This window comes from Micromonospora sp. WMMD710, assembly GCF_029626045.1.
In the GTDB taxonomy this organism is placed as follows: domain Bacteria; phylum Actinomycetota; class Actinomycetes; order Mycobacteriales; family Micromonosporaceae; genus Micromonospora.
In genome coordinates this window covers 5,887,956-5,909,684 of record NZ_JARUBD010000001.1, presented here as the reverse complement: position 1 = coordinate 5,909,684, position 21,729 = coordinate 5,887,956, and the positions used below count along the sequence as shown (strand labels likewise).

Sequence of the window (21,729 nt, the reverse complement as noted above, 5' to 3'; positions counted from 1 at the left end):
CCTGCCCGTCATGGTCGATCACACTCATGCCCTCTCGTTCGGCGCCGCCGCGAGCGCTTACGACCGGTTTCGACCACGTTATCCCGAGGCTGCGGTCCGTTGGGCGGTCGACGGGCTGAGCAACGGTCAGGTCGTCGACCTGGCCGCGGGCACCGGCATCCTGACCCGCGCCGTGCAGGCGCTGGGCCATCAGGTCGTACCCGTCGAGCCGGATCCGGCGATGCGGGCGCAGCTCGCCCACAGCACCCCGGGCACGACGGCGCTGGCGGGCAGCGCCGAGGCCGTGCCGCTGCCCGACGCGGCGGCGGACGCGGTGCTGGCCGGCACGGCGTACCACTGGTTCGACCGGGAACCCGCGCACGCCGAGATCGCCCGGGTGCTCCGCCCCGACGGCACCTTCGCCCCCATCTGGAACATCCGGGACGACAGCGTGGACTGGGTGGCGGAGCTGGGCCGGATCGCCCACCTCGACGACAAGTCGGGCAACGTCATCGTGAAGTACGCGGACTTCGGTCCGGCGTTCGGCGCGATCGAGGCGCGCGAGTTCACGCACCGCACGACCCTCACCCCGGACGAGGTACGCGGCATGATCAGGACCCGTTCCTACTGGCTCACCGCCTCGGACACCGATCGGCAGCGGGTCGAGCGGGAGCTGACCGACCTCCTGGCCACCCACCCCGACCTGGCCGGCCGGGAGACCGTCGAGCTGCCGTACCGGACGCTGGTGCTGCGCGCCCGGCGGCGGTGACGCTCAGAGGTTGCGCTCGTAGACCATCCGCAGGCCGATCAGCGTGATCATCGGCTCGTGGTGGGTGATGCTGCGGCACTCGTTGATCACCAGGGAGGCGAGGCCGCCGGTGGCGATCACCGCCCGCACCTCACCCAACTCCTCGGTCATCCGCTCGACGATCCGGTCCACCTGCCCGGCGAAGCCGAAGTACAGGCCGGACTGCAGGCACTCGACGGTGTTCTTGCCGATCACCGAGCGCGGTTTGGTGGCCTCGACCTTGCGCAGCTGGGCCGCCCGCGCAGCCAACGCGTCGAAGGAGATCTCGATGCCCGGGGCGAACGCGCCGCCGAGGAACTCGCCCCGCCCGCTGATCACGTCGAAGTTGGTGGTGGTGCCGAAGTCCACGACGATCGACGGCCCGCCGTAGAGGGTGTACGCGGCCAGGGTGTTCACCACCCGGTCGGCGCCCACCTCCTTCGGGTTGTCGATCGCCAACTGCACTCCGGTCCGCACGCCCGGCTCGACGATCACGCTCGGCAGGTCGGCGTAGTAGCGGCCGAGCATGGTCCGCAGCGACCGCAGGGCGGCGGGCACCGTGGAGCACGCGGCCACACCGGTGATCTCGACGTTGTCCCCGGCGAGCAGACCCCTGAACATCAGACCCAGCTCGTCCGCCGTCGAACGGGCATCGGTCTTGATCCGCCAGTTGTGCACCAGCTTGTCGCCGTCGAAGGTCGCCAGCACGGTGTTGGTGTTTCCGATGTCGATGCAGAGCAGCACGCACGCAGCCTAGACAACTATTCGGTGCACAGGTCCAGCGCGATGTCCAGGATCGGCGACGAGTGGGTCAACGCGCCCACCGAGAGGAAGTCGACGCCGGTCGCCGCGTACCGGCCCGCCACCTCCAGGGTCAGCCCACCGGTCGCCTCCAGCTCCGCCCGGTCACCCACCGCGGCGACCGCCTGCGCCAGCACCTCGGGCGTCATGTTGTCGCAGAGCAGGAAGTCCGCGCCGGCCTCCACCGCCTCCACCGCCTCGTCGACCGTGGTCACCTCGACCTGCACCGGCACCTCCGGAAACGCCTCCCGGACCCGCCGGTACGCCGCCGTGATGCCCCCGGCCGCCAGCTTGTGGTTGTCCTTGATCATGGCCACGTCGTAGAGGCCCATCCGCTTGTTGGTGCCACCGCCGGCCCGCACCGCGTACTTCTCCAACACCCGCAGGCCCGGCGTCGTCTTGCGGGTGTCCAGCACCATCGCCTTCGTGCCGGCCAGCGCGTCCGCCCAAGCCCGGGTGTGGGTCGCCACCCCGGACATCCGGCAGAGCAGGTTGAGCGCCGTCCGCTCGGCAGTGAGCAACAACCGGGTCGGGCCGGTCACCGTCGCCAGCACGTCGCCGCGGGCCACCCGCTCACCGTCGCGGGCCAGCACCGACACCTCGACGGTACGACCAGAGCCGGTCACCTCGCCCACCAGCTCGAACACGGCGGCGGCCACGGCCGTGCCGGCCAGCACCCCGTCGGCGCGGGCCACCAGGTCGCCGGTGTCAATCTGCTCCGCGGGAATCGTGGCGACGCTCGTGACGTCCAGAAAATCCGGCCCCAGGTCCTCGACCAGCGCGGTCTCGATCACCCGCCGCACCTGCTCCGGGTCCAGTCCGGCCGCCCGCAACGCCGCTCGCGTCGACTCCGTCATGAGTTGTTCCCCTCCCAGTGCTGCGTCATCCGGCCCTGCGCCCCGACCGCCCCGACGAGGTGGCCCAGCCACCGCTCGTCGGCCGTCGGGAAGTCCTCCCGCCAGTGGCACCCCCGGGTCTCGCCGCGCGCGTACGCGGCGGCCACCAGCGTGGACGCCACGGTCAGCAGGTTGGTCGCCTCCCAGTCGGCGGTGCGTGGCCGGCCCCGGGCAGCGCCCAGATCGGTCAGCGTCCCGGCCGTGTCGGCCAGCGTCGCGGCCGAACGCAGCACCCCGGCCCCCCGGGTCATCGCCCGTTGCAGGGTCGGCGTCGCCTCGGCCGGCAGCACCCAGCCCACGCCGCCACGCCAGGCGCCGGTGTCCGCCGGCTGCGCCTGCTCGGGCAGGCCCGCCGCGATGTCCTCGGCGATCCGGCGGGAGAAGACCAGACCCTCCAGCAGCGAGTTGCTGGCCAGCCGGTTCGCGCCGTGCACACCCGTGCAGGCCACCTCACCGCACGCGTACAGGCCGGGGATGGAGGTACGGCCGCGCAGATCGGTCCGGACGCCACCGGAGGCGTAGTGCGCGGCCGGGGCCACCGGGATCAGATCGGTCGCCGGGTCGACGCCGATCGCCAGGCAGGACGCCACGATGGTCGGGAACCGCGCGGCCAGGAAGTCACCGCCCAGGTGCCGGGCGTCGAGGAAGACGTGGTCCACGCCGGTGGCCAGCAGCACCCGGTGGATGCCCTTGGCCACCACGTCCCGGGGCGCCAGCTCGGCCAACTCGTGCTGACCCACCATGAAACGCTTGCCGTCGGCGTCCACCAGGTACGCGCCCTCGCCGCGCAGCGCCTCGGAGACCAGCGGCTGCTGCGCGTGCCCGGCGCCGGGCAGGCCCGCGCCGGACGGGGTGATCAGGGCGGTCGGGTGGAACTGGACGAACTCCACGTCGGTCACCGCCGCGCCGGCCCGCATCGCCAGGGCCACCCCGTCGCCGGTGGAGACCGCCGGATTGGTGGTGGCCGCGAAGACCTGCCCCATCCCGCCGGTGGCCAGCACCACCGCACGGGCCAACAGCGCGCCGACACCGTCCTCGCTGCCCTCGCCGAGCACGTGCAGGGTGATCCCACAGGCCGGGCCGAGCCCGTCCGGGCCGTCACCGGGCGCCCGCAGCAGATCCAGCACCAGGGCGTGCTCGACCAGCCGGATCCACGGGTCGCGCTGCACCGCCGCATGCAGGGCCCGCTGCACCTCGGCCCCGGTGGCGTCCCCACCGGCGTGCACGATCCGGTCCGCCCGGTGCCCGCCCTCCCGGGTCAGCATCAGTGAGCCGTCCGGATGGCGGTCGAACTCGGCACCGATCCGCATCAGCTCCCGCAGTCGGGTCGGCCCCTCCTCGACCAGCACCCGCACGGCCGCCGGGTCGCAGAGCCCCACCCCGGCGACCTCGGTGTCCCGGGCGTGCGCCGCCGGAGTGTCCGCCGGGTCGAGCACCGCGGCGATGCCGCCCTGCGCCCAACGGGTAGAGCCGTCATCAATGTTGACCTTGGTGACCACCGTGACGTGCAGACCCGCCTCCCGCAGATGCAGCGCCGCGGTCAGTCCGGCCACCCCGGACCCCACCACGATCACGTCGGTGGTCTCCACCCAGCCGGGCTCGGGCGCGGCCAGCAACGAGGGCAGGGCCGGCAGGTCGACGGTCGGAAGGTCCATCTCCCCAGTCAACCCGAACGATCCTCGCCGGGGGCGGCGGGGGCGGGACGAGTGGTATGGGCTACCCCGTCCCGGGCACGCCCTCAGGCCGTGGTCACTTCGTCCGCACCGGCAGACCCGCCGGGCCCGCGCCCTTCAGCGAGGCGGTCACCGTACGGTCGCTGAGCCACAGGTAGCAGCGGACGCCCCGGTCACCGACCCGCCACCGCCCCGCACCCGGCGGACGGACCACCACGCCGCTACGGAACCGCAGCTCGGCGTCGTCCGGTACGCCCGCGTAGCGGCCGAGGACGCTCCGACAGCCCGAGTAGAGCGGAGCCCAGTCGGCGTCCCGCGTCGGGTACGCCGTGTCCGGTGCCCGCCACACCCCGACGAACTCGGCGTCGTGCTGCCTGCCGCACTCCACCGGGACCAGCGTCTGCACCCGCCCGGCCGCACCGCGGGTCTGCTGGCAGCCCAGCCGCAGACCGGAGGCAGCCCCCTTCAACGCGTCCCGCAGGCTGCCCGAGCGGACCACCACGGTCGCCGCCGCCTCGACCGTGGTCAGCTCGGTGAGATCGCACCGGAACCAGCGGGAGCCGGCCACCCAGCCCGGCCCGGAGGGCAGCGCCACGGACAGCCGTAGTCGCCCGGCCCGCCAGTCGTCCCCCACGTACCCGGAGGCCCGGGTGTCGCACTCGGCGAACGCTCCCCGCAGCTCGGCGGAGCCACCCGCCGGAGCGGTCGCCCGCTCGGCCGGGAACGCCCCCACGTGCACGGTCTCCAGCCGATGCGGACCCGCGCAGTCCACCGGCTCGTAGCTGGCCAGGGTGACCACGTCGGTGAAATCGGCGGCGTGACACACACCGGCGGCCGGTGTGAACGCCGACGGGGCCGCCAGCGCGGCCCAGTCGTCGGTCAGGTCACCGTCCAGGCCGCCGGAACCGGCGCAGCCGACCAGCAACACCGCCGTCACGGCGGCGGCGAACAGGGTCGTCATGGCACGGCGCATCGCGGCCTCCCCCAGCCACCGACCGGCTTACGCCAGTACCCAAGGGTAACCGCACATGACCTTCCGGTGACAGACCGGAATCGCGTCGCGGGGGATCACAAAGCGGACACGGCCAACGGGCTGGGCACCGGGTCACCGGCCGTGCCGGGGGCCACCGCGGCCGGGTCCGTGCCCAGCTCGATCACCCGGTTGTCGGCGTCCACGTGCACCACCCGCGGCCGGTACGACCGGGCCTCGGCGTCGTCCAGCTGCCCGTACGAGATCAGGATGACCAGGTCACCGGGGTGCACCAGGTGCGCGGCGGCACCGTTGATGCCGATCACGCCGCTGCCCCGCGCACCCGGGATCACGTACGTCTCCAGGCGGGCGCCGTTGGTGATGTCCACGATCGCGACCTGCTCGCCGGGGAGCAGATCGGCGGCGTCGAGCAGATCCTCGTCCACCGTCACCGAACCCACGTAGTGCAGGTCGGCCTGGGTCACCGTGGCCCGGTGGATCTTCGACTTGAGCATGGTCCGCAGCATCGGGGTGGCCTTTCGCGGGAATGGTGGAGGTGGTGAGCAGCCGGGTCAGGGGCGGGGCGCGAGGTGGATCCCCGCGTTGTCGATCAGACGGGTGGCGCCGACCCACGCGGCGATCACCAGCCGGGCCGGCCCGGACACCGGCCCCGGCTCCAGCTCCGGATCGGTGAGCACCAGGTAGTCGAGGCGGGCGCCGGGCGTACCCGCGCCGAACGCGGCGTGCGCGGCGGTCAGCACCGCACCCGCGTCCCGGCCCTCGTCGGCGGCCTGGGCGCCGGCCCGCAGCGCGGCGGACAGGCTCAGCGCCGCCGCCCGCTCCGACTCGCTCAGGTAGCGGTTGCGGCTGGACAGCGCCAACCCGTCCGGTTCCCGGACCGTCGGCACGCCGACCACCTCGACCGGCACGTCCAGGTCCCGGGTCATCCGCCGGACCAGGGTGAGCTGCTGATAGTCCTTCTCGCCGAAGAACGTCAGATCCGGCCGGGTGAGCTGGAGCAGCTTCAGCACCACGGTGAGCACACCGTGGAAGAAGCCCGGGCGGCTCGTGCCCTCCAACTCCGCGCCGAGCGGACCCGGGTCGAGGCGCACCCGGGGCTGACCGTCGGGGTACATGTCGGTGACCGACGGGGCGAAGACCACGTCCGCACCGGCCCGGCGGCACACCTCCAGGTCCGCGTCGAGAGTCCGGGGATAGCGGTCGAAGTCCTCGTTCGGCCCGAACTGCAACGGGTTCACGAAGATCGTCACCAGCACGTGGTCGGCCTGTTCCCGGGCCGCGCGCAGCAACGTCTCGTGCCCGGAGTGCAGGGCACCCATGGTCATCACCACGCCGACCGTGCCCTTCAGCCCGGCCCGGGCCTCGGCCAACTCGGCGCGCGTGTGCACCAGCAGCGTCATGTGGCCACCTCCCGAGAACCGTCGGCCAGCACGCCGAGCAGCGACTGCGCGTCCACCGGCCGCAGCCGACCGGCCGCGATCGCCCGATCGGCGGTACGACGGGCCAACGCCAGATACGCGGGAACGGATTCCGGGGCGGTGGCCGCCAGCCGGGCCAGATGCCGCTGCACGGTGCCCGCGTCGCCACGGGACACCGGGCCGGTCAGCGCGTCGTCGCCGAGGCGCAGCGCGTTCTCCAGGGCGGCCCGCAGCAGCGGAGCCAGCACCTTCTCCGGCCGGGCCACCCCGGCGTCCCGCAGCCGATCGGTCGCCTCGTTCACCAGGGTCACCAGGTGGTTCGCCCCGTGCGCCAGCGCCGCGTGATACAGCGGACGGTCCGTCTCGGCCACCCACTCGGGCACGCCACCGAGGTCGGCGACCAGCCGGGCGGCCAGCGCGCGCAAATCCGCCGGGGCGGTCACCCCGTACGAGATGCCGTCGAGGCGGGCCAGGTCGTCCGGCGTACCGGTGAAGGTCATGGCGGGGTGCAGGGCGAGCGGCCGGGCGCCGACCGCGGCGGCCGGTGCCAGGACGGCCAGACCATGCGCGCCGGAGGTGTGCGCGACCACCTGACCCGGGTGCAACGCGCCCCGCTCGGCGAGGTCGGCGACCACCCCGGCCAGCGCGTCGTCCGGCACGGCGATCAGCAGCAGATCGGCGGCGTGGGCGACGGCGGCGGCCGGACGGCGGGGCACCTCGGGCAGCAGCAGGGCGAGGCGGGCACGGCTGGCCCCGGAGTCACCGGTGACGGCGGCCACCTGATGCCCGGCGGCGGCGAGCGCGGCGCCCAGCACAGCCCCGACCCGGCCGGAGCCGACGACACCGACGGTGAGCAGACGGGAGGTGGCGCGGGCGCCGGGAACGGCGCGATCCCACGATGCGGCAGGCCCCGGTGGGGCGGCCGGACGCGGGCGCAACGGTGCGCTCATGACGACGATCCAGTCCTCGAGAAGGGGTACCGGTCGATCGCAAGTATGCGCCCGGCCCGCCGAACCGGGACAAGCATGTGTGAAAACCTTCACCACCGCCCAAGGGCCCCTCGTCGCCGTTCCCGGCCGCAACCAGGGGCCCCTGGAACAGTCAGCGGGCGGGGTGCAGGAAACCGGCGTCGAGGAACTTGACGTTCGTGTCCGTCCGGACCTCGCCGTCCCCGTCCGTGGTGTCCGGGGTGTTCCGGCCGTCGTGCACCACCAGCAGACCACCCGGGAAGCCGGGCAGCGCGGTGGAGACCACCGCCGCGCCGTCACACTCCTGCGACCCGTCGACCCGACCGTCGACCACCGCGAACCGGCCCGTCGGCCGGTCGGTGCGCCGGTCGTACGTGTAGAACGTGTCGTCGCCCTGACTGGACACGACAAGCGTGCCGGTGGACCGACCGGTCCGGTAGATAGTCAGACCCTCCACGTCCTGGGCGATCCGGCCGCCGAATCCGGGATCGGCCGCGTAGTCGGTCACGCAGTCCTCCTCCTCGTCGTCGTACGCCGCCGGGACGCCGTACTCGCGGACGCGCTCCACCGACACCGGCGTGCCCACGAACCGGCCGTGCGCCAGCCGCGTCCGCCACAACCCGACCTTCTCCTGAGCCAGGTGCACCACCCCGCTGTCCGGGTCCACCACGGTCCCCTCCACCTGCGGGCCGTCACCCGGATCGGTGCACGGCGACCAGGCGGTGCCGTCGGGCAGGGTGAACGAGTCGGGCAACCGCAGCCGGTCCACCGGCCGGTAACTCACCTTCCCGGCCCGCTCCACCAGCCGGAACACCCCCACCTCCGGGGTGCTGCGCCGGCTCACCACGGCGTACACGCTGCCGTCGGCGTCCGTCCAGGTGCCCAACCCGTACGCGGTGCGCTGCTCGTTCACCTCGGCCTGGTCGGCGTTGAACGCGAACGGCACGTCCGGCGCGGTCACGTCGCTCAGCAGCCGGGTACGCGGGTCGATCCGGTAGAACCGCAGCTGATCCCGCCCACGGTCGGTGACCACGGCCAGGTCCGCGCGCCGCCCACCCAGCCGGAACCCGCCGACCAGGTCCACGTTGTTGAACCGTCCCGCCTCGTCGTCCGGTCCGGGCGCTGGCGGGGTCGCGATCGCCTGCCGCTCCCGGCCCCGCAGGTCGTACACCCGCAGCCCGCCGTTCTTCGCGGTGGCGATGACCAGACTGCCGCCCCGGTCGGTCGGGTCGACCCAGATCGCCGGGTCGTCCGCGTCGGCGTCCCCGCCGGCCTCGTCGTCGAAGAGCGAGGGGGTCTCGGTCACCGCCCGGACCGGACGTGGGATGTCGGTCCCGGCAGGGCGCGGCGCGGCGTCCGCGGGAGCACCCGCAAGCAGCAGCGGTACGACCACCAGCGCGGGGATCACGGGTCGTCTCATAACCGGTGACCGTAGGGTCGGCACGGTGACGCACCCTGAACACGGAGTGAACTGATGTCGATGCCCTGGCGGGACGCCATGAGCCAGGCCCTCTACGGGCCGGGCGGCTTCTTCGTCGCCGGCACCGGGCCGGCCGACCACTTCCGGACCAGCGTGCACGCATCCCCAGCCTTCGCCACCGCACTGCTGCGCCTTCTCGAACAGGTGGACTCGGCCCTCGGCCACCCGCCACGGCTCGACGTGGTCGACGTCGGGGCTGGGCGTGGGGAGCTGCTGCGGGCTCTCGTCGGGCTTGCGGTCGGGGTTTCCGCCCGTCCGTCGCCGGACGATCCGTCGCCGGTCACCGTTCGACCGCCGGTTGCGGTTCGGTCGTCGCTGGCGGAACGGGTGCGGTTCACGGCTGTCGAGCTGGCCCCTCGACCCGAAGACCTGCCAGATGAGATCAACTGGGTGCCCGAGCTCCCTGCGGGAATCACCGGTCTGCTGATCGCCACCGAGTGGCTGGACAACGTTCCACTCGACGTGGCCGTCCACACCGAGGATGGCTGGCGATACGTGCTGGTCGATCCCGAGAGCGGCGCGGAGACGATCGGCGACCCGGTAAGCCCCGACGACCTCGACTGGCTGACGACCTGGTGGCCCAGCCCCGAAACCCCCGACAGCGGCCACCCACGGGCAGAGATCGGCCGACCCAGGGACGAAGCCTGGGCCGAGGCGATCCAGAAGATCAGCCGAGGGCTGGCGGTAGCAGTGGACTACGGCCACCTCAGGGAGGGCCGGCCGTTCGACGGGACGTTGGCCGGGTATCGGGCTGGGCGGCAGGTGCCTGCGGTGCCGGACGGGTCCAGTGACGTGACCGCACACGTGGCCATGGATTCGGTCGCCTCCGCCGGTGCGGCGGTCACCCGGTGTGCGTACTCCCTGGTCTCGCAGCGGGAGGCGCTGCGGGCGCTCGGGGCCGACGGCGGCCGACCGCCGCTGAGCCTGGCCGGCACCGACCCGGCCGGCTACGTGCGGGCGCTGGCCGCCGCGTCGGCGGTGGCCGAGCTGACCGACCCGGCCGGGCTCGGCGGGCACTGGTGGCTGCGCCAGCCGGTCGGCATCGGGCTGGATGCGGCCGTGGCACGATGACGGGCATGACCACCGACGCCGGGGACCTCCGTGAACTGACCGTCGGCACCGGGGCCGGCCTGGTCGCCGGCACCGGCGATCAGCAGCTCGGCACCGACATGGTGTTGAACATCGGCCCGCAGCACCCCTCCACGCACGGTGTGCTGCGGCTGAAGCTGGTGCTCGACGGCGAACGGGTGGTCGCCTGTGAACCGATCATCGGCTACATGCACCGGGGCGCCGAGAAGCTCTTCGAGGTACGCGACTACCGGCAGATCATCGTGCTGGCCAACCGGCACGACTGGTTGTCGGCGTTCTCCAACGAGCTGGGTGTGGTGCTCGCGGTGGAACGCCTGATGGGCATGGAGGTGCCGGAGCGGGCGACCTGGCTGCGGATGGCCCTCGCGGAGCTGAACCGGGTGCTCAACCACCTGATGTTCCTCGGCTCCTACCCGCTGGAGATCGGCGCGATCACGCCGGTGTTCTACGCCTTCCGGGAACGGGAGACGATCCAGGCGGTGATGGAGGAGGTCTCCGGCGGGCGGATCCACTACATGTTCAACCGGGTGGGTGGTCTGAAGGAGGAGGTGCCGTACGGCTGGACCGGGCGGGCGCGGGCGGCGATCGGTGAGGTACGTCGGCGGCTGCCCGACCTGGACCACCTGATCCGGCGTAACGAGATCTTCCTGGCCCGCACCGTGGGCGTGGGCGTGCTCTCCGCCGCGGACGCCGCCGCGTTCGGCGCGTCCGGGCCGGTGGCCCGGGCGTCCGGGCTCGACCTCGATCTGCGCCGCGACGACCCGTACCTGGCGTACGACGAGCTGGACGTGCCGGTGGTCACCCGCACCGCCGGGGACTGCCACGCCCGCTTCGAGGTCCTGCTGGATCAGGTGTACGCCTCGCTGGACCTCGCCGAGCAGTGCCTGGACCGGGTGGACCGCCTCACCGGGCCGATCAACACCCGGCTGCCGAAGGTGTTGAAGGCGCCGGAGGGGCACACGTACGCCTGGACGGAGAACCCGCTCGGTATCAACGGCTACTACCTGGTGTCGCGGGGCGAGAAGACGCCGTGGCGGTTGAAGCTGCGCACCGCCTCGTACGCCAACGTGCAGGCGCTGGCCACCCTGCTGCCCGGCTGCCTCGTGCCGGATCTGATCGCCATCCTCGGCTCGATGTTCTTCGTGGTCGGCGACATCGACAAGTGACGCGGGCCGCCTGAGCGGTCAGCTCCAGCGGTCCCCGGGCGAGGTGCCGCCGGCGCGCGGCACGTCGTCCTGCGGCGGGTAGCCGTACCGCTCGTCGACCCGTCGCCGCCCGATCCGCTCCGGCTCCGCCTGGTGGCCCCGCTGGCGTGGCGGGCGCCACTCGTCGGGCACCGGCACGCCGCCCACGGGCAGCGCCGGCCGGCCCGGCGGTTCGCCCCGCTCGTCCCGCCAGCCGCCGTCGTGGTCGCGCCGCCGGGCCGGCTCGTCCCGGTGGTACGGGTCGCGCTCGTCGTACCGGCCGGCGTCGTCGTACCGGCCGGCGTCGTCGTACCGGCCGGCGTCCTCGTACCGGCTGGCGTCCTCGTGACGGCGCGGCTCGTCGTGTCGGACGGAGGCCCAGCGGTCGGCCATCCGGTACTCGGTGCCGGCGGCGTCGGCGTGCACCTCGGCCCGGCGTTCCCCGACGTGCAGCTCACGGCCGTTCTCGTCGTCGCGGACCGCCGCCCACCGGTCACCGGCGCGCAGCTGGGACCAGAACTCGCCGGTGTCGTCGGCCCGCAGCGGCGGCCCGGCCTGTGGTGCGGCCGCGCTGCCCCGGTCCGGCTCGCGTTGCTCCGACCATCCGCGCTCGTCGCGCTGCGGTCGGGAACCCCAGGAGGGCTCGTCGGGTGGGGCGTACGCGTCGCGGGGAGCGGTCCACTCCGGCTCGTCACGACGAGCCCTCCGCCCGGGCTCGGCGGCGACGTCCGCCCCCTCCCGGTCGGCGCTCCAACCGGAGCCGGCGCGGCCCCGGTCGTCGGCGTACCCGGACCAGGGGCGGTCCTCCGCCTCGCCGCGCGGGCGGTCGGCCGGACGGGGGCGCTCGTCCGCGCCACCACCCCGGGTCCACTCCTGCGCCGGCGGGGTCCACTGGCCGGCGTACCCGCCGCCGTACCGGGCGGCGGTCTCCGGCGGCCCACCGTCCACCACGGTGTGTCGGGTGGTGACGTGCACGGTCTCGGTGTGCCGGACCACGCCGGCCGGTCGGTGCGCGGGTTCGGGGCGGTCGTGCTCTCGGGGGCGGGCCGAGCCGTACCGGGTCGCGGCGGGACGTTCCGCGCCGCCGTACACGCCTGCGGGGGCGGAGGGCTCGGCGGTGGCCCGTGGGTACGCGGGTTCGTCGTCGTCGACGCGTTCGGCGCGGCCCCGGCGGGGGGTGGCGTCCTCCGGACCGGGCACGCGGCCCCGGCCGGTCGCGACGTCGGCGGGCGCGGACACCCGGCTGCGGGCCACCGGAACGTCGGTCGGCACCGGTGCCCGGTTGCGGGCGGCCGGTGCGTCGTCGACGGGCTCGGCGGCCGGCACCCGTGCCCGGCCGGCGCCGGCGGGGTCGACGGCGGGTGCGGCACCGGCGAGCGCGGCACCACTGGCGTCCAGGCGGCGTCGGACCGCGGCGATCCCCTCCTGTGCCCGCTGCGCCTGATCGAGAGCCTGGTTACCGCGCTGCGCGGCGGCCACGATCTCGGTACGCAGCTCCCGGCGCAGCTCCTCGATCTCGTCCAGCAGCTCGTCGGCCCGCGCCGAGGCACCGTCGCCGTCGGGGCGCAGCGCGATGGACAGGCCGATCAGCACGACCGCCAGGATGGCGAGCACCGCCGCGAAACGCAGTGCGGTGCTGCCGTCGGCGGCCAGCAGGATCAGCGCCGCCACCGGGGCGAGCGCCACGCCCGCCCAGAAGAGCAGGGTCAGCAGTCGCGGTTGACGCCGGGCGTCGGGGGTGACCGGGGCTGGCATGGCTGTGCAGCCTACCGAGGATCCTGACCAGAGGGAACGGGTGCCGTCACGCGTGGACGCCCCCACCCGAGGCGCGGGCGGGGGCGTCGTCAGCGCGTGTGCGGCGGGGCTCAGCTGGTGGCGAACGCGCCGTCCGAGGAGAAGATCAGACCCACGCTGATCGAACCGTCACGCAGACCGCTCTTGGTCAGCGGACCGCCCTGGTCCAGCGAGGAGAACGAGCCCACCGACAGCCCGTACGTCTTCTCCAGACCCGGCTTGCAGAACGGACGCTGCTGGCACTCTGGCGGGCCACCCAGCACCGTGGCGCTGCCGGAGCACTTCGCGGCCAGCTCGGAGAGCGTACGAACGCCGTACTTGTCGGCGAAGGCCTGCGTCACCGCGAAGGCGTTCTGGTCCTGCGCGGCGGCCGGGGTGCCGAAGGTGATGCCCACCTTGTCGCCCTCGGCCTTGAGGGCGGTCAGCGTCGTGTTGATGTCGGGCGAGCTGACCGGCGGCGGGTTCGCACCGTTGGCCTTGGTGTTGAGGAACTCGGCCATCGTCGCCGCGTACTCCGGGACGACCTGGATCTCACCCTTCTCCAACGCCGGCTCGTACAGCTCCCGGTTGCCGATCTGCTGCACCTTGACCTGGTAGCCGGCGGCGGTGAGCGTGATCCGGTACAGCTCGCCCAGGATCTGGCTCTCGGCGAAGTTGCCGGCGCCGACCGTGATGTCGCCGCCCGGGCCCTTCGCGATGCCCGCGGTGAGGTTGTTGGCGGTGGCGAACTCCTCGGCGGCCACCTTTGGGGTCTTGCGGTCGTCGTTCACGGCCTTGTTGAGCTGGATCAGCTTCGGCGTGTCGAGCGCCGCCGACACCTTGTCCAGTGCGGCGATCAGCTGCGGGTTGGCTGCCTTGCTGTTGACCGCGGGAATGACGTTGTCGGAGTTCTGCAACTTCTTGTCGTCCTGCAGGGCGATGAGCTGCTCGCCCTTGACCGGGGCGCACCCGGCGCCGGAAGCGCTCTGCTGGGGTGCGTCGGTGCCGGACGAGCCGGCGTCCCCGCATCCGGTGAGGAGTGCTGCCCCGGCGATGGCGCCGACAGCGCCGATCGCCAGACGTGTACGTGCGCGCATGTGCCCGCCTTCCGTGTCCCGGCGCGGCCCATCCCGGGCCGGCCGCGTGTCCGACGGGCGATCCTGACTGTTGGTCGCCCGCGAATATCCACCCAACATCCTCCGGAAGCGACCGACAACCTGGGATGGACTTCGTCACCTCATCGTCACCGACCGACGCGCCCGCCGGTCGGTGGTTCGCGGCGTCTTACCCGGACGGACCAACCGGACGCGGGTCAGGCGCGGCCGGTGGCGTCCGCCGGCCGGGGCTGGCCCGTGCGCTGCCGCCCGCGCCGCAGCGGACGGGGCGTGACCAGCCGTTCGACGCCACCGAGGACCACCTCGGCCAGCAGCGCGAGCCCGGCGACCAGCACCCCACCGGCCACGATCTGACCGCCACCGCCGGCGATGCCCAGGCCGAAACCGGTCCGGATGATCTCGCCGAGGCCGCCGCCGTTGACGAACGAGGCCAGCGCGGCGGTCGCGATCACCTGCACGGCGGCGGTCCGGAAACCGGCGGCCAGGTAGGGCACCGCGAGCGGCAGCTCCACCCGCCGCAGCAGCTGCCCGCCGGACAGACCCATCCCCCGGGCGGCGTCGCGGGCCTCCGCGTCCGCCTGGCGTACGCCGGTGTACGCGTTGGCCAGCAGCGGCGGCACGGCGAACACGGCCAGCGCCACCACCACCGGCGTACGCCCGAAGCCGCTGGAGAAGACCACCGGGAGGATGGTCAGCAGTGCCAGCGTCGGAATGGCCAGGGTGGCGTTGGACACCAGCACCACCAGGCCGCCACCCCGCCCGGCGTGGCCCAGCCAGAGCCCGAGCGGCCAGGCCACCAGGCAGCCGAGCGCCACCGCCAGAGCCGAGATGGTGAGGTGCTCGCCGAGGCGGTCGAGCATGCCGCCGGGGTTCGTCCAGTTCAGTGGGTCGTTGATCCAGACCACCGCCTGGCCGATCGGGTTCGCCGCGACGGTCACCGCACCCTCCGGGTGGTCCAGGGGGTCACCAGCCGGGCGACCAGGACGAGCAGCAGGTCGAGGACGACGGCGAGCGCCACGCACAGCACCGAGCCGGTCATGATCTCGGCCTTGTAGAGGTTGTTCTGGAAACCCGCGAAGATCAACTGCCCGAGGCCACCGTGCCCGACCAGCACCCCCACCGTGACCAGCGCCACCGTGGAGACGGTCGCCAACCGCAGCCCGGTCAGGATGCCCGGCACGGCCAGCGGCAGGTCGATCCGGAACAGCCGGCCCCACCGGCCGTAGCCCATGCCCTCGGCGGCCTCGCCGACCTCGGGCGGCACCTGGTTGAGCCCCGCCACCACGTTGCGGACGATCAGCAGCAACGCGTACAGGACCAGCCCGACCAACACGGTGGTGGTCCCGGTGCCCAGGTACGGCGCGATGAACGCGAAGAGCGCCAACGACGGGATCGTGTAGACCACCCCGCTGACCGCGAGGATCGGACCGGCGAGCGGACGGACCCAGTACGCCAGCACCGACAACGGCAGGGCGATCAGCACCGCGATCAGCACCGCGCGCCCGGTGAGGGAGGCGTGTTCGCGCACCGCGGCGAGGATCGTGTCAGAGTTGTCCCGCACGTACTGCCAGGAGAACCAGGGGTTACCCGGGTCGGCCCGGTAGCTCAGGCGGAAGGACATACGTGGACGTTACCCCGGAGAGCCCCGACGTGGCCGAATCCCCTCGCGCGGCATCGATCTCCCTGGACGGCATCCAGAAGCGCTACCCGAACGGCACCGAGGCCGTCCGGAAGCTCAGCCTGGAGGTGAAGGCCGGCGAACTGGTGGTCCTGATCGGCCCGTCCGGCTGCGGCAAGTCGACGGTGCTGCGCATGATCAATCGGCTGATCGAGCCGACCTCGGGCCGGATCATGCTCGGCGACGAGGACGTCACCGACGTCGACCCGGTGCGGCTGCGCCGCCGGATCGGCTACGTGATCCAGAACGTTGGCCTCTTTCCACACCAGACGGTCCGCGCGAACGTGGCCACCGTGCCCGGCCTGTTGCGCTGGCCCCGCAACCGGACCCGGGCCCGCGTCGACGAACTGCTCGACCTGGTCGGACTGGACCCGGCCCAGTTCGGCGGCCGCTACCCGCAGGAGTTGTCCGGCGGCCAACGGCAGCGGGTGGGGGTGGCCCGCGCGCTCGCCGCCGACCCGGTGGTGCTGCTGATGGACGAGCCGTTCTCGGCCGTCGACCCGATCGTCCGGACCCGCCTGCAGGAGGAGTTCCTCCGCCTCCAGGCCGAGGTCCGCAAGACGATCGTGCTGGTCACCCACGACCTCGACGAGGCCGTACGGCTCGGCGACCGGATCGCGGTGCTGTCCGAGGGCGGGCACCTGGAGCAGTACGACACGCCGGCCGCCCTGCTCGGCGCACCCGCCACGCCGTTCGTGCGCGAGTTCGTCGGGGCGGACCGGGGCATCCGTCGGCTGGTGGTCACCCCACTGACGCGGGAGTCACTGGAGCCGCTGACCGGTGACGCGGCGGCGGACCTGCCCACCGTGGCGCTGGACGGCTCCGCGTACGACGCGTTGGCGGTTCTGCTCACCTCCGGCCGGGACCGGCTCGTGGTGACCGACGACGGCCGGCCCATGGGGACGCTCAGCCGGCAGCGCCTGCTCGACCTCGGCCGGCCGACGGGCTGACCCGGTGCCGGCGGACGGGCTTACCGGGTGCCGGCCGGGACTGCCCGGCCGGCACCTCAGGCGCGACCGCCGAGGCTGGCCGTGCCGATGATCCAACCGGAGAGGAAGCCGTAGCCCGCCCCGGTGCTGGCCTCCCGCAGGGCGGCCAGCAGCGACGGGTCGGGTCCGAGCAGCGCCGCCAGCACGGCGGCGAGCCCGCCGGCCAGCACGTACGCGGCCCAGCCGGAGAGGAACTGGCTGACCGAGCCGGGCACCCGGGCCACCTGCGCGGCGGGCAGCAGATACAGCAGGGCCACCGCGAGGACCACCAGCGCGACGGCCCGCAGGTCGGCGGCGAACAACCCGCCGGCCTGCCCGTCCGCGTCCAGCCGCCAGGCCGGCCAGGCCAGCAGACGCAGGTAGAAGGCGCCGGCCGAATCCGGGTCGGTCTGGGCGGCGGCCCAACCGGTGTACGCCGGGCTGCCGCCGATGCCCACCAGCAGCAGTACGGCGAGAGCGCCGGTGCCGGCGGCCGTGCCGTAGCGGCCGACCGGGCCGGAGCGGTGAAAGAGCGACGTGATCCGCCCAGGCCCCGAACCGGTGGATCGGACGGACCTGGGCTGCCCCGAGCGGCTCAGTGCTTCATCAGGTAGTCGATGAAGGCGGCCCGCAGCAGCGGCGCCGACTCCTCGTAGCCGTGACCGGTCAGCTCCCGCCACAACGCGTTCGCCTCGTCGATGGTCGGGCCGATCGAGTTCGGTGCGCCGTCCAGCACCGTCGCCTCGTCCGCGTTCGGCAGGTGCCGCAGCACCGACCAGTAGAAGCCCACGTCGCGACGCTCCCGGGCGAGGGCGAACGCCCGCTCCCGCAACTCCTCGGTGGACAGCGCGTCGAGTGCCTCGAACGAGGTTCCGCCGGGGGTGGCGGCAGGTGAGTCGGTCATGCCGCCGAGCCTAACGGGCGAGATCAGCTCCGGCGCGTCGACGCGACACGGCTCACCGCTCGTCGGCGTCCCACCGGCGTGGGCTGTCCTCCCACCGCGGCTCCCGCCACGGGTCGGCCGGCTCGGGTGCGGCCGGCGTCGGCAGCGTCGGGGGCCAGTTGTCGACCGACTGCGACCGCGGCATCGTCCAGCCGGCGCTGATCGTGCCGTCGGCGACCGGCTCGGGTCGGTCGGTGGTGCCCGGCCGGGGACGCCCGAACGTCTCGACCAGACGGGTAACCAGCAGCCCGACGCCGAGCGTCGCGCCGCCGACCGCCCAGTTGCTCAGCGTCCAGCCCCGCTCCGGCGCGTACGCCTGGAAGACGGCGACCAGGCTGACCGCCAGCAGGGTGCCGAACACCCCGCCCCGGCGGCCGTACGCGCTGGTGCCGCCGAGCAGCGCCACCCCGAACGCCAGGACGGTCCAGTCCAGCCCGGTGTCGGGGGTGACCGAGCCGGAGCCGTTCGCGGCGATCAGCACGCCACCGAGCGCCGCCAGCACGGTCGAGCCGACCAGCGCGACGGCGGTGACCACGGCGGCCACCACCCCCCGCCGACGGGCCGGATCGGCGATCGGCCGGTACCGGCCGACCAGGCGACGGATCGCCCGGATCACGCCGAACAGCCCGCCGAGGACCGCCACCGCGGCGAAGCCGGCGAACAGATAGCCGGCCGTACGCCCCGGCTCGTAGTCGCCCTGCACCAGCACCGCCGCGGACCGGCGCTCGATGTACACCACCACGCCGGCCGCGCCGGCCAGGCTGGCCGCCCAGCCCGGCACGTGCAGCACCACCACGACCAGGGCGAGCGCGAGCCCACCCAGCGCGGCGACCGCGACGGCCGGGCCGACGGACGCCGCCAGGCCCCGATCGCCCTGCTCCGCGTAGTGCAGGGCGGCCGCGACCGCGACCGGCCCGACGGACAGGTTCGGGGCGGCGGTGCGCAGACTCAGCCCGGCCGCGAGAGCGAGCAGCCCGAGCCCGACCGCGTCGACCAGCAACGTGCGCAGGTTGTCGGCGCGCAGGGCCGCCGAGTCCTCCCGCCAGAGCAGCCAACCCAGCGCGACCAGGCCGACGACCAGGAGGAACTCCCACCACACGTGCACGCCCACCCGGTCCCGGCCCGGTTCACCGTGCGTGGGGTCGTCGAAGACGTTCTCCAGTACGGCGGCGGGCACCCCGGACGAGGGCTCGGCCGACCGGTCCCGGCCCGCTTCTTCGTACCCCATCACGCTGCCTCCCAGTGGCCGGCCGTCCCCCGTCCGGCGTGCGGACGGGCCGTGGGCGGCCCTTGCTCTCCGATCGCAGGCACCGTACCCGCGCCCGGAGCCGGGCGTAACCCCATGGTCAGCGCTGGCCGGGGTGGCTCTCCCGCTGGTCGGGCTCACGTTCGTCGTCCGGGCGCTCCGGCACCCGGCAGGAGCGTTCCAGCCAGAGCGCGGCGCCGACCAGCGCCAGCGAGGCCAGCAGACCGCCACCGGCGGCCGGCCGATCGTCCGCGGCCGCCCGAGTGGACTCCACGAAGAGCCAGCCGGTCAGCCCGGCGTAGAAGCCGGCGAAGATGGCGGCAGCCAGCGCGGACGCCTTGGCCAGCACCACGAACCGGGCCACCAGCAGCGGGTTGACCGGCTCCCGGCCGGGCTTGCGCTCGATCCGGCCCCGGGTGTTGACGGCCGCGTACGCCTCCAGCACGGCCAGCGCGGCCAGCGTCACCACCGGCAGCCAGGGCAGCCGGGGAATGCCGCTGTAGTAGAGGGTGCTGATCAGCAGCCAGGCCACGGCCGCGGCGGCCAGAGCGGCCACGACCAGACTCGAGATCCGGGTGGGGCCCATCCGCGACCCGTCCGGGCCCGGCCCACCCGGTGGTGGGGACTTCGCCTGCGTCATGCCGGCCGGCTCCACTCGGTCATGCGCTCGACTCTAACGCCAACTCCGGCCGGGCACGCAGATCCAGCACGTCGCCCGCCGCCGGACCGGTGGTCAGCAGGTCGGTCAGCCAGCCGTGCCCGGGCAGCCGCCCGTACGGCTGGATGTCGATCCACGGCCGCAGCACGAACGCCCGCAGGTGCGCCCGGGGGTGCGGCAGGGTCAGCTCGGGGTCGTCGCTGAGCACCGGCTCGTCGTCGTCGCCCCAGACCGCGATGACGTCCACGTCGAGAGTGCGCGGCCCGAACCGCCGCTGCGGGTCACGGACCCGGCCGGCCGCGCGTTCCGCGGCCCGGGCCCGCTCCAGCCAGTCGCGCGGGGTCGCGGCCCCGTCCTGGGCCAGCAGCACCGCGTTCAGGTACGCGGGCTGGTCGGCGTCGCCCCACGGTGGAGTCTCGTACACCCCGGAGACCACCAGGACGGCGTCGCCGAGCGTGGCGACGGCCGTGCGCAGGTGCTCCAGACGGTCGCCCAGGTTGCTGCCGAGCGAGAGGACGGCACGGGTCATTTCGCTCGCGTCCGGGTCAGGGTGACCGCCACGTCGGTGAAGGTGTGCGGCACCGGGGCCTCCGGTTTGTGCACGGTGATCGTGGCGGTGTCCACCCGCTCGTCGGCCAGGCAGACCGCGAGCAGCCGGTCCGCCAGGGTCTCGATCAGGTTGACCGGTTCGCCGGTCACCACCGCGACCAGACGCTCGGCCAGCTCGCCATAGTGCACCGTCGCGGTGACGTCGTCGCTGGCCGAGGCCGGGGCGAGGTCCAGCTCCAGGACCGCGTCGACGACGAAGTCCTGACCCTGGGCGCGTTCGAAGTCGTACACCCCGTGCCGGCCGCGGGCGCGCAGGCCGGTGAGCTGGATCCGGTCGGTCGCCATCACCGCACCTCTCGCTCGTGGCCGGCGGTCACCCGCGGCCTGCCGGTGGCCGTCCAGACGGCGAGCGCGTCGGCGGTCGCGCGCACGTCGTGCACGCGTACCCCCCAGGCGCCCGCCGCCACCGCGAGCAGGCTGGTGGCGACGGTGGCCGCCTCGCGCTGCGCGGTGGGCCGCGGCGTGCCGTCCGCGGCGGCGAGGAGCCCACCGAGGTACGACTTGCGGCTGGCGCCGAAGAGCAGCGGATACCCCAGGTCCAGCAGCTCCGGCAGGCGGGCGCTGAGTTCCCAGTTGTGGGTGGCCGTCTTGGCGAAGCCGAGGCCGGGGTCGATGACGATGCGGTCGGGGGCGACGCCGGCGGCCAGCGCCGAGTCGATCCGCTGCGCCAGCTCGGCACGGACGTCGGCCACGACGTCGCCGTAGCTGGCCAGCTCGCGCATCTGCCGCGAGTGACCCCGCCAGTGCATCAGCACCCAGGGGCAACCGGCGTCGCGGACCACCCGGGCCATGTCCGGATCGGCCAGGCCACCGGAGACGTCGTTGACGACCGCCGCGCCCGCACCCAGGGCGGCCTCCGCCACCCGGGCCCGGCTGGTGTCGATGCTGACCGGCACACCGGCCGCGGTCAACGCGCGGATGACCGGCAGTACCCGGCCGGCCTCCGTCGCCGCGTCGATCCGCTCGGCGCCCGGTCGGGTCGACTCGCCGCCGACGTCCACCAGGTGGGCTCCCGCGTCCCGCAGACGGACGCCGTGTCCGACGGCGGCGTCGAGGTCGGCGTACCGTCCGCCGTCGGAGAAGGAGTCCGGCGTGACGTTGAGAACGCCCATCACCACCGGGCCCGGAGCCCGTACCAGATCGGTCACGACTAGACGGTACCGGTCGCGGTGGCGGCACCCTCCGACCCGGGTCGACCATCCCTGACGTGCGAGTTAGAACAGGTGTACGATCGGTCGTCCGGGCAGAATCGGGCAGTCCCTTCGCGGCTTGTCGCAATCCGGGGCGGCCCGTACGCTTTGGAATTGGCCAGCATCGAGACGGCGAAGCGTGGAGGGAGGGCCGAAGCGGGGGAAAACCGCCCAAAGCTCACCACTCTCCGTGGTGAGTAACGAACACAGGGTCGAGAACGCTGCGCCCTGTGGAGCACATTTCCCGCAAGGCTTGCCTATTGCACCGCCGCGGCACCGCCGG

At 73.6% G+C, this 21,729-nt stretch carries 23 protein-coding genes; 4 read left to right on the top strand and 19 right to left on the bottom strand.

What is annotated here, in order from left to right; all coding sequences use genetic code 11:
• The first annotated feature begins 10 nt into the window (after positions 1–10).
• The gene (locus tag O7620_RS27375) at positions 11–748 is read left to right on the top strand and encodes a class I SAM-dependent methyltransferase (protein WP_278125993.1); all 738 of its coding nucleotides are present in this window, start codon (positions 11–13) and stop codon (positions 746–748) included.
• Between the two features lie 3 nt (positions 749–751).
• Here O7620_RS27375 and O7620_RS27370 read toward each other — a convergent pair whose 3' ends face one another.
• The 8 genes from O7620_RS27370 to O7620_RS27335 form a co-directional block, all read right to left on the bottom strand.
• Positions 752–1,510, bottom strand: coding sequence for a type III pantothenate kinase (locus tag O7620_RS27370; protein ID WP_278125991.1), 759 nt, complete (start codon positions 1,508–1,510; stop codon positions 752–754).
• 17 nt (positions 1,511–1,527) lie between these two features.
• Positions 1,528–2,424, bottom strand: a complete 897-nt coding sequence (gene nadC, locus O7620_RS27365; RefSeq protein ID WP_278125990.1) for a carboxylating nicotinate-nucleotide diphosphorylase — start codon at positions 2,422–2,424, stop codon at positions 1,528–1,530.
• Entirely contained in the window at positions 2,421–4,118 is a 1,698-nt protein-coding gene (locus O7620_RS27360) for an L-aspartate oxidase (RefSeq protein ID WP_278125988.1), read from the bottom strand. The genes nadC and O7620_RS27360 overlap by 4 nt, the downstream gene beginning before the upstream one ends.
• A 94-nt stretch (positions 4,119–4,212) precedes the next feature.
• Positions 4,213–5,109: a septum formation family protein gene (locus O7620_RS27355; RefSeq protein ID WP_278125987.1), complete on the bottom strand. Its 897-nt coding sequence runs from the start codon at positions 5,107–5,109 to the stop codon at positions 4,213–4,215.
• Between the two features lie 95 nt (positions 5,110–5,204).
• Entirely contained in the window at positions 5,205–5,633 is a 429-nt protein-coding gene (panD, locus tag O7620_RS27350) for an aspartate 1-decarboxylase (protein ID WP_278125985.1), read from the bottom strand.
• Positions 5,634–5,678: 45 nt separating this feature from the next.
• Positions 5,679–6,527 carry a pantoate--beta-alanine ligase gene (panC, locus tag O7620_RS27345; RefSeq protein WP_151491863.1) on the bottom strand — a complete coding sequence of 283 codons (849 nt, stop codon included), beginning with the start codon at positions 6,525–6,527 and terminating at the stop codon, positions 5,679–5,681.
• Complete coding sequence (locus tag O7620_RS27340; RefSeq protein ID WP_278125984.1) at positions 6,524–7,495, bottom strand: Rossmann-like and DUF2520 domain-containing protein; 972 nt, start codon at positions 7,493–7,495, stop codon at positions 6,524–6,526. Before O7620_RS27340 ends, panC begins: the two co-directional genes overlap by 4 nt.
• A gap of 151 nt (positions 7,496–7,646) precedes the next feature.
• Positions 7,647–8,933, bottom strand: a complete 1,287-nt coding sequence (locus tag O7620_RS27335) for a phytase (RefSeq protein WP_278125982.1) — start codon at positions 8,931–8,933, stop codon at positions 7,647–7,649.
• Between the two features lie 54 nt (positions 8,934–8,987).
• Between O7620_RS27335 and O7620_RS27330 the strand changes: the two genes are divergently transcribed.
• Together O7620_RS27330 and O7620_RS27325 are read left to right on the top strand one after the other, a co-directional pair.
• The gene (locus O7620_RS27330; protein ID WP_278125980.1) at positions 8,988–10,064 is read left to right on the top strand and encodes an SAM-dependent methyltransferase; all 1,077 of its coding nucleotides are present in this window, start codon (positions 8,988–8,990) and stop codon (positions 10,062–10,064) included.
• A complete protein-coding gene (locus O7620_RS27325; RefSeq protein ID WP_278125979.1) occupies positions 10,061–11,248 on the top strand; it encodes an NADH-quinone oxidoreductase subunit D in 1,188 nt (395 codons plus the stop codon). The genes O7620_RS27330 and O7620_RS27325 overlap by 4 nt, the downstream gene beginning before the upstream one ends.
• Positions 11,249–11,266: 18 nt before the next feature.
• Here O7620_RS27325 and O7620_RS27320 read toward each other — a convergent pair whose 3' ends face one another.
• From O7620_RS27320 to O7620_RS27305, 4 genes are all read right to left on the bottom strand, one after another.
• Positions 11,267–13,021, bottom strand: a complete 1,755-nt coding sequence (locus O7620_RS27320) for a hypothetical protein (RefSeq protein ID WP_278125978.1) — start codon at positions 13,019–13,021, stop codon at positions 11,267–11,269.
• 110 nt (positions 13,022–13,131) lie between these two features.
• Entirely contained in the window at positions 13,132–14,136 is a 1,005-nt protein-coding gene (locus tag O7620_RS27315) for a glycine betaine ABC transporter substrate-binding protein (RefSeq protein ID WP_278125977.1), read from the bottom strand.
• Between the two features lie 215 nt (positions 14,137–14,351).
• Entirely contained in the window at positions 14,352–15,092 is a 741-nt protein-coding gene (locus tag O7620_RS27310; protein WP_278125975.1) for an ABC transporter permease subunit, read from the bottom strand.
• Positions 15,089–15,775 carry an ABC transporter permease gene (locus tag O7620_RS27305; RefSeq protein WP_151488077.1) on the bottom strand — a complete coding sequence of 229 codons (687 nt, stop codon included), beginning with the start codon at positions 15,773–15,775 and terminating at the stop codon, positions 15,089–15,091. The genes O7620_RS27310 and O7620_RS27305 overlap by 4 nt, the downstream gene beginning before the upstream one ends.
• Positions 15,776–15,804: 29 nt before the next feature.
• Here O7620_RS27305 and O7620_RS27300 point away from each other — a divergent pair, with 29 nt between their 5' ends.
• Positions 15,805–16,782, top strand: coding sequence for an ABC transporter ATP-binding protein (locus O7620_RS27300; RefSeq protein WP_151488085.1), 978 nt, complete (start codon positions 15,805–15,807; stop codon positions 16,780–16,782).
• Positions 16,783–16,838: 56 nt separating this feature from the next.
• Here O7620_RS27300 and O7620_RS27295 read toward each other — a convergent pair whose 3' ends face one another.
• The 7 genes from O7620_RS27295 to folP all read right to left on the bottom strand — a co-directional run bounded on the left by O7620_RS27295 (position 16,839) and on the right by folP (position 21,404).
• Positions 16,839–17,258, bottom strand: a complete 420-nt coding sequence (locus O7620_RS27295; protein ID WP_347403783.1) for a hypothetical protein — start codon at positions 17,256–17,258, stop codon at positions 16,839–16,841.
• Between the two features lie 137 nt (positions 17,259–17,395).
• Positions 17,396–17,704 carry a hypothetical protein gene (locus O7620_RS27290; RefSeq protein WP_151488076.1) on the bottom strand — a complete coding sequence of 103 codons (309 nt, stop codon included), beginning with the start codon at positions 17,702–17,704 and terminating at the stop codon, positions 17,396–17,398.
• Positions 17,705–17,756: 52 nt separating this feature from the next.
• Positions 17,757–18,986, bottom strand: coding sequence for an ABC transporter permease (locus O7620_RS27285; protein WP_278127168.1), 1,230 nt, complete (start codon positions 18,984–18,986; stop codon positions 17,757–17,759).
• A gap of 103 nt (positions 18,987–19,089) precedes the next feature.
• On the bottom strand, positions 19,090–19,629 hold the full coding sequence (locus tag O7620_RS27280; RefSeq protein WP_278125973.1) for a DUF3180 domain-containing protein: 540 nt from the start codon (positions 19,627–19,629) through the stop codon (positions 19,090–19,092).
• Between the two features lie 19 nt (positions 19,630–19,648).
• Positions 19,649–20,176: a 2-amino-4-hydroxy-6-hydroxymethyldihydropteridine diphosphokinase gene (gene folK, locus O7620_RS27275; protein WP_151488073.1), complete on the bottom strand. Its 528-nt coding sequence runs from the start codon at positions 20,174–20,176 to the stop codon at positions 19,649–19,651.
• Positions 20,173–20,541, bottom strand: a complete 369-nt coding sequence (gene folB, locus O7620_RS27270; RefSeq protein WP_278125971.1) for a dihydroneopterin aldolase — start codon at positions 20,539–20,541, stop codon at positions 20,173–20,175. The genes folK and folB overlap by 4 nt, the downstream gene beginning before the upstream one ends.
• Positions 20,541–21,404, bottom strand: a complete 864-nt coding sequence (gene folP / locus O7620_RS27265; protein ID WP_151488071.1) for a dihydropteroate synthase — start codon at positions 21,402–21,404, stop codon at positions 20,541–20,543. The genes folB and folP overlap by 1 nt, the downstream gene beginning before the upstream one ends.
• Positions 21,405–21,729: the final 325 nt, after the last annotated feature.

Bases quoted from the DNA above. Each gene is read 5' to 3' on its own strand.
- O7620_RS27375 (WP_278125993.1), top strand. From the start codon at position 11: ATGGTCGATCACACTCATGCCCTCTCGTTCGGCGCCGCCGCGAGCGCT.
- nadC (WP_278125990.1), bottom strand. From the start codon at position 2,424: ATGACGGAGTCGACGCGAGCGGCGTTGCGGGCGGCCGGACTGGACCCG.
- O7620_RS27360 (WP_278125988.1), bottom strand. From the start codon at position 4,118: ATGGACCTTCCGACCGTCGACCTGCCGGCCCTGCCCTCGTTGCTGGCC.
- O7620_RS27355 (WP_278125987.1), bottom strand. From the start codon at position 5,109: ATGCGCCGTGCCATGACGACCCTGTTCGCCGCCGCCGTGACGGCGGTG.
- panD (WP_278125985.1), bottom strand. From the start codon at position 5,633: ATGCTGCGGACCATGCTCAAGTCGAAGATCCACCGGGCCACGGTGACC.
- panC (WP_151491863.1), bottom strand. From the start codon at position 6,527: ATGACGCTGCTGGTGCACACGCGCGCCGAGTTGGCCGAGGCCCGGGCC.
- O7620_RS27340 (WP_278125984.1), bottom strand. From the start codon at position 7,495: ATGAGCGCACCGTTGCGCCCGCGTCCGGCCGCCCCACCGGGGCCTGCC.
- O7620_RS27335 (WP_278125982.1), bottom strand. From the start codon at position 8,933: ATGAGACGACCCGTGATCCCCGCGCTGGTGGTCGTACCGCTGCTGCTT.
- O7620_RS27330 (WP_278125980.1), top strand. From the start codon at position 8,988: ATGTCGATGCCCTGGCGGGACGCCATGAGCCAGGCCCTCTACGGGCCG.
- O7620_RS27325 (WP_278125979.1), top strand. From the start codon at position 10,061: ATGACGGGCATGACCACCGACGCCGGGGACCTCCGTGAACTGACCGTC.
- O7620_RS27320 (WP_278125978.1), bottom strand. From the start codon at position 13,021: ATGCCAGCCCCGGTCACCCCCGACGCCCGGCGTCAACCGCGACTGCTG.
- O7620_RS27315 (WP_278125977.1), bottom strand. From the start codon at position 14,136: ATGCGCGCACGTACACGTCTGGCGATCGGCGCTGTCGGCGCCATCGCC.
- O7620_RS27305 (WP_151488077.1), bottom strand. From the start codon at position 15,775: ATGTCCTTCCGCCTGAGCTACCGGGCCGACCCGGGTAACCCCTGGTTC.
- O7620_RS27290 (WP_151488076.1), bottom strand. From the start codon at position 17,704: ATGACCGACTCACCTGCCGCCACCCCCGGCGGAACCTCGTTCGAGGCA.
- O7620_RS27280 (WP_278125973.1), bottom strand. From the start codon at position 19,629: ATGACGCAGGCGAAGTCCCCACCACCGGGTGGGCCGGGCCCGGACGGG.
- folK (WP_151488073.1), bottom strand. From the start codon at position 20,176: ATGACCCGTGCCGTCCTCTCGCTCGGCAGCAACCTGGGCGACCGTCTG.
- folB (WP_278125971.1), bottom strand. From the start codon at position 20,541: ATGGCGACCGACCGGATCCAGCTCACCGGCCTGCGCGCCCGCGGCCGG.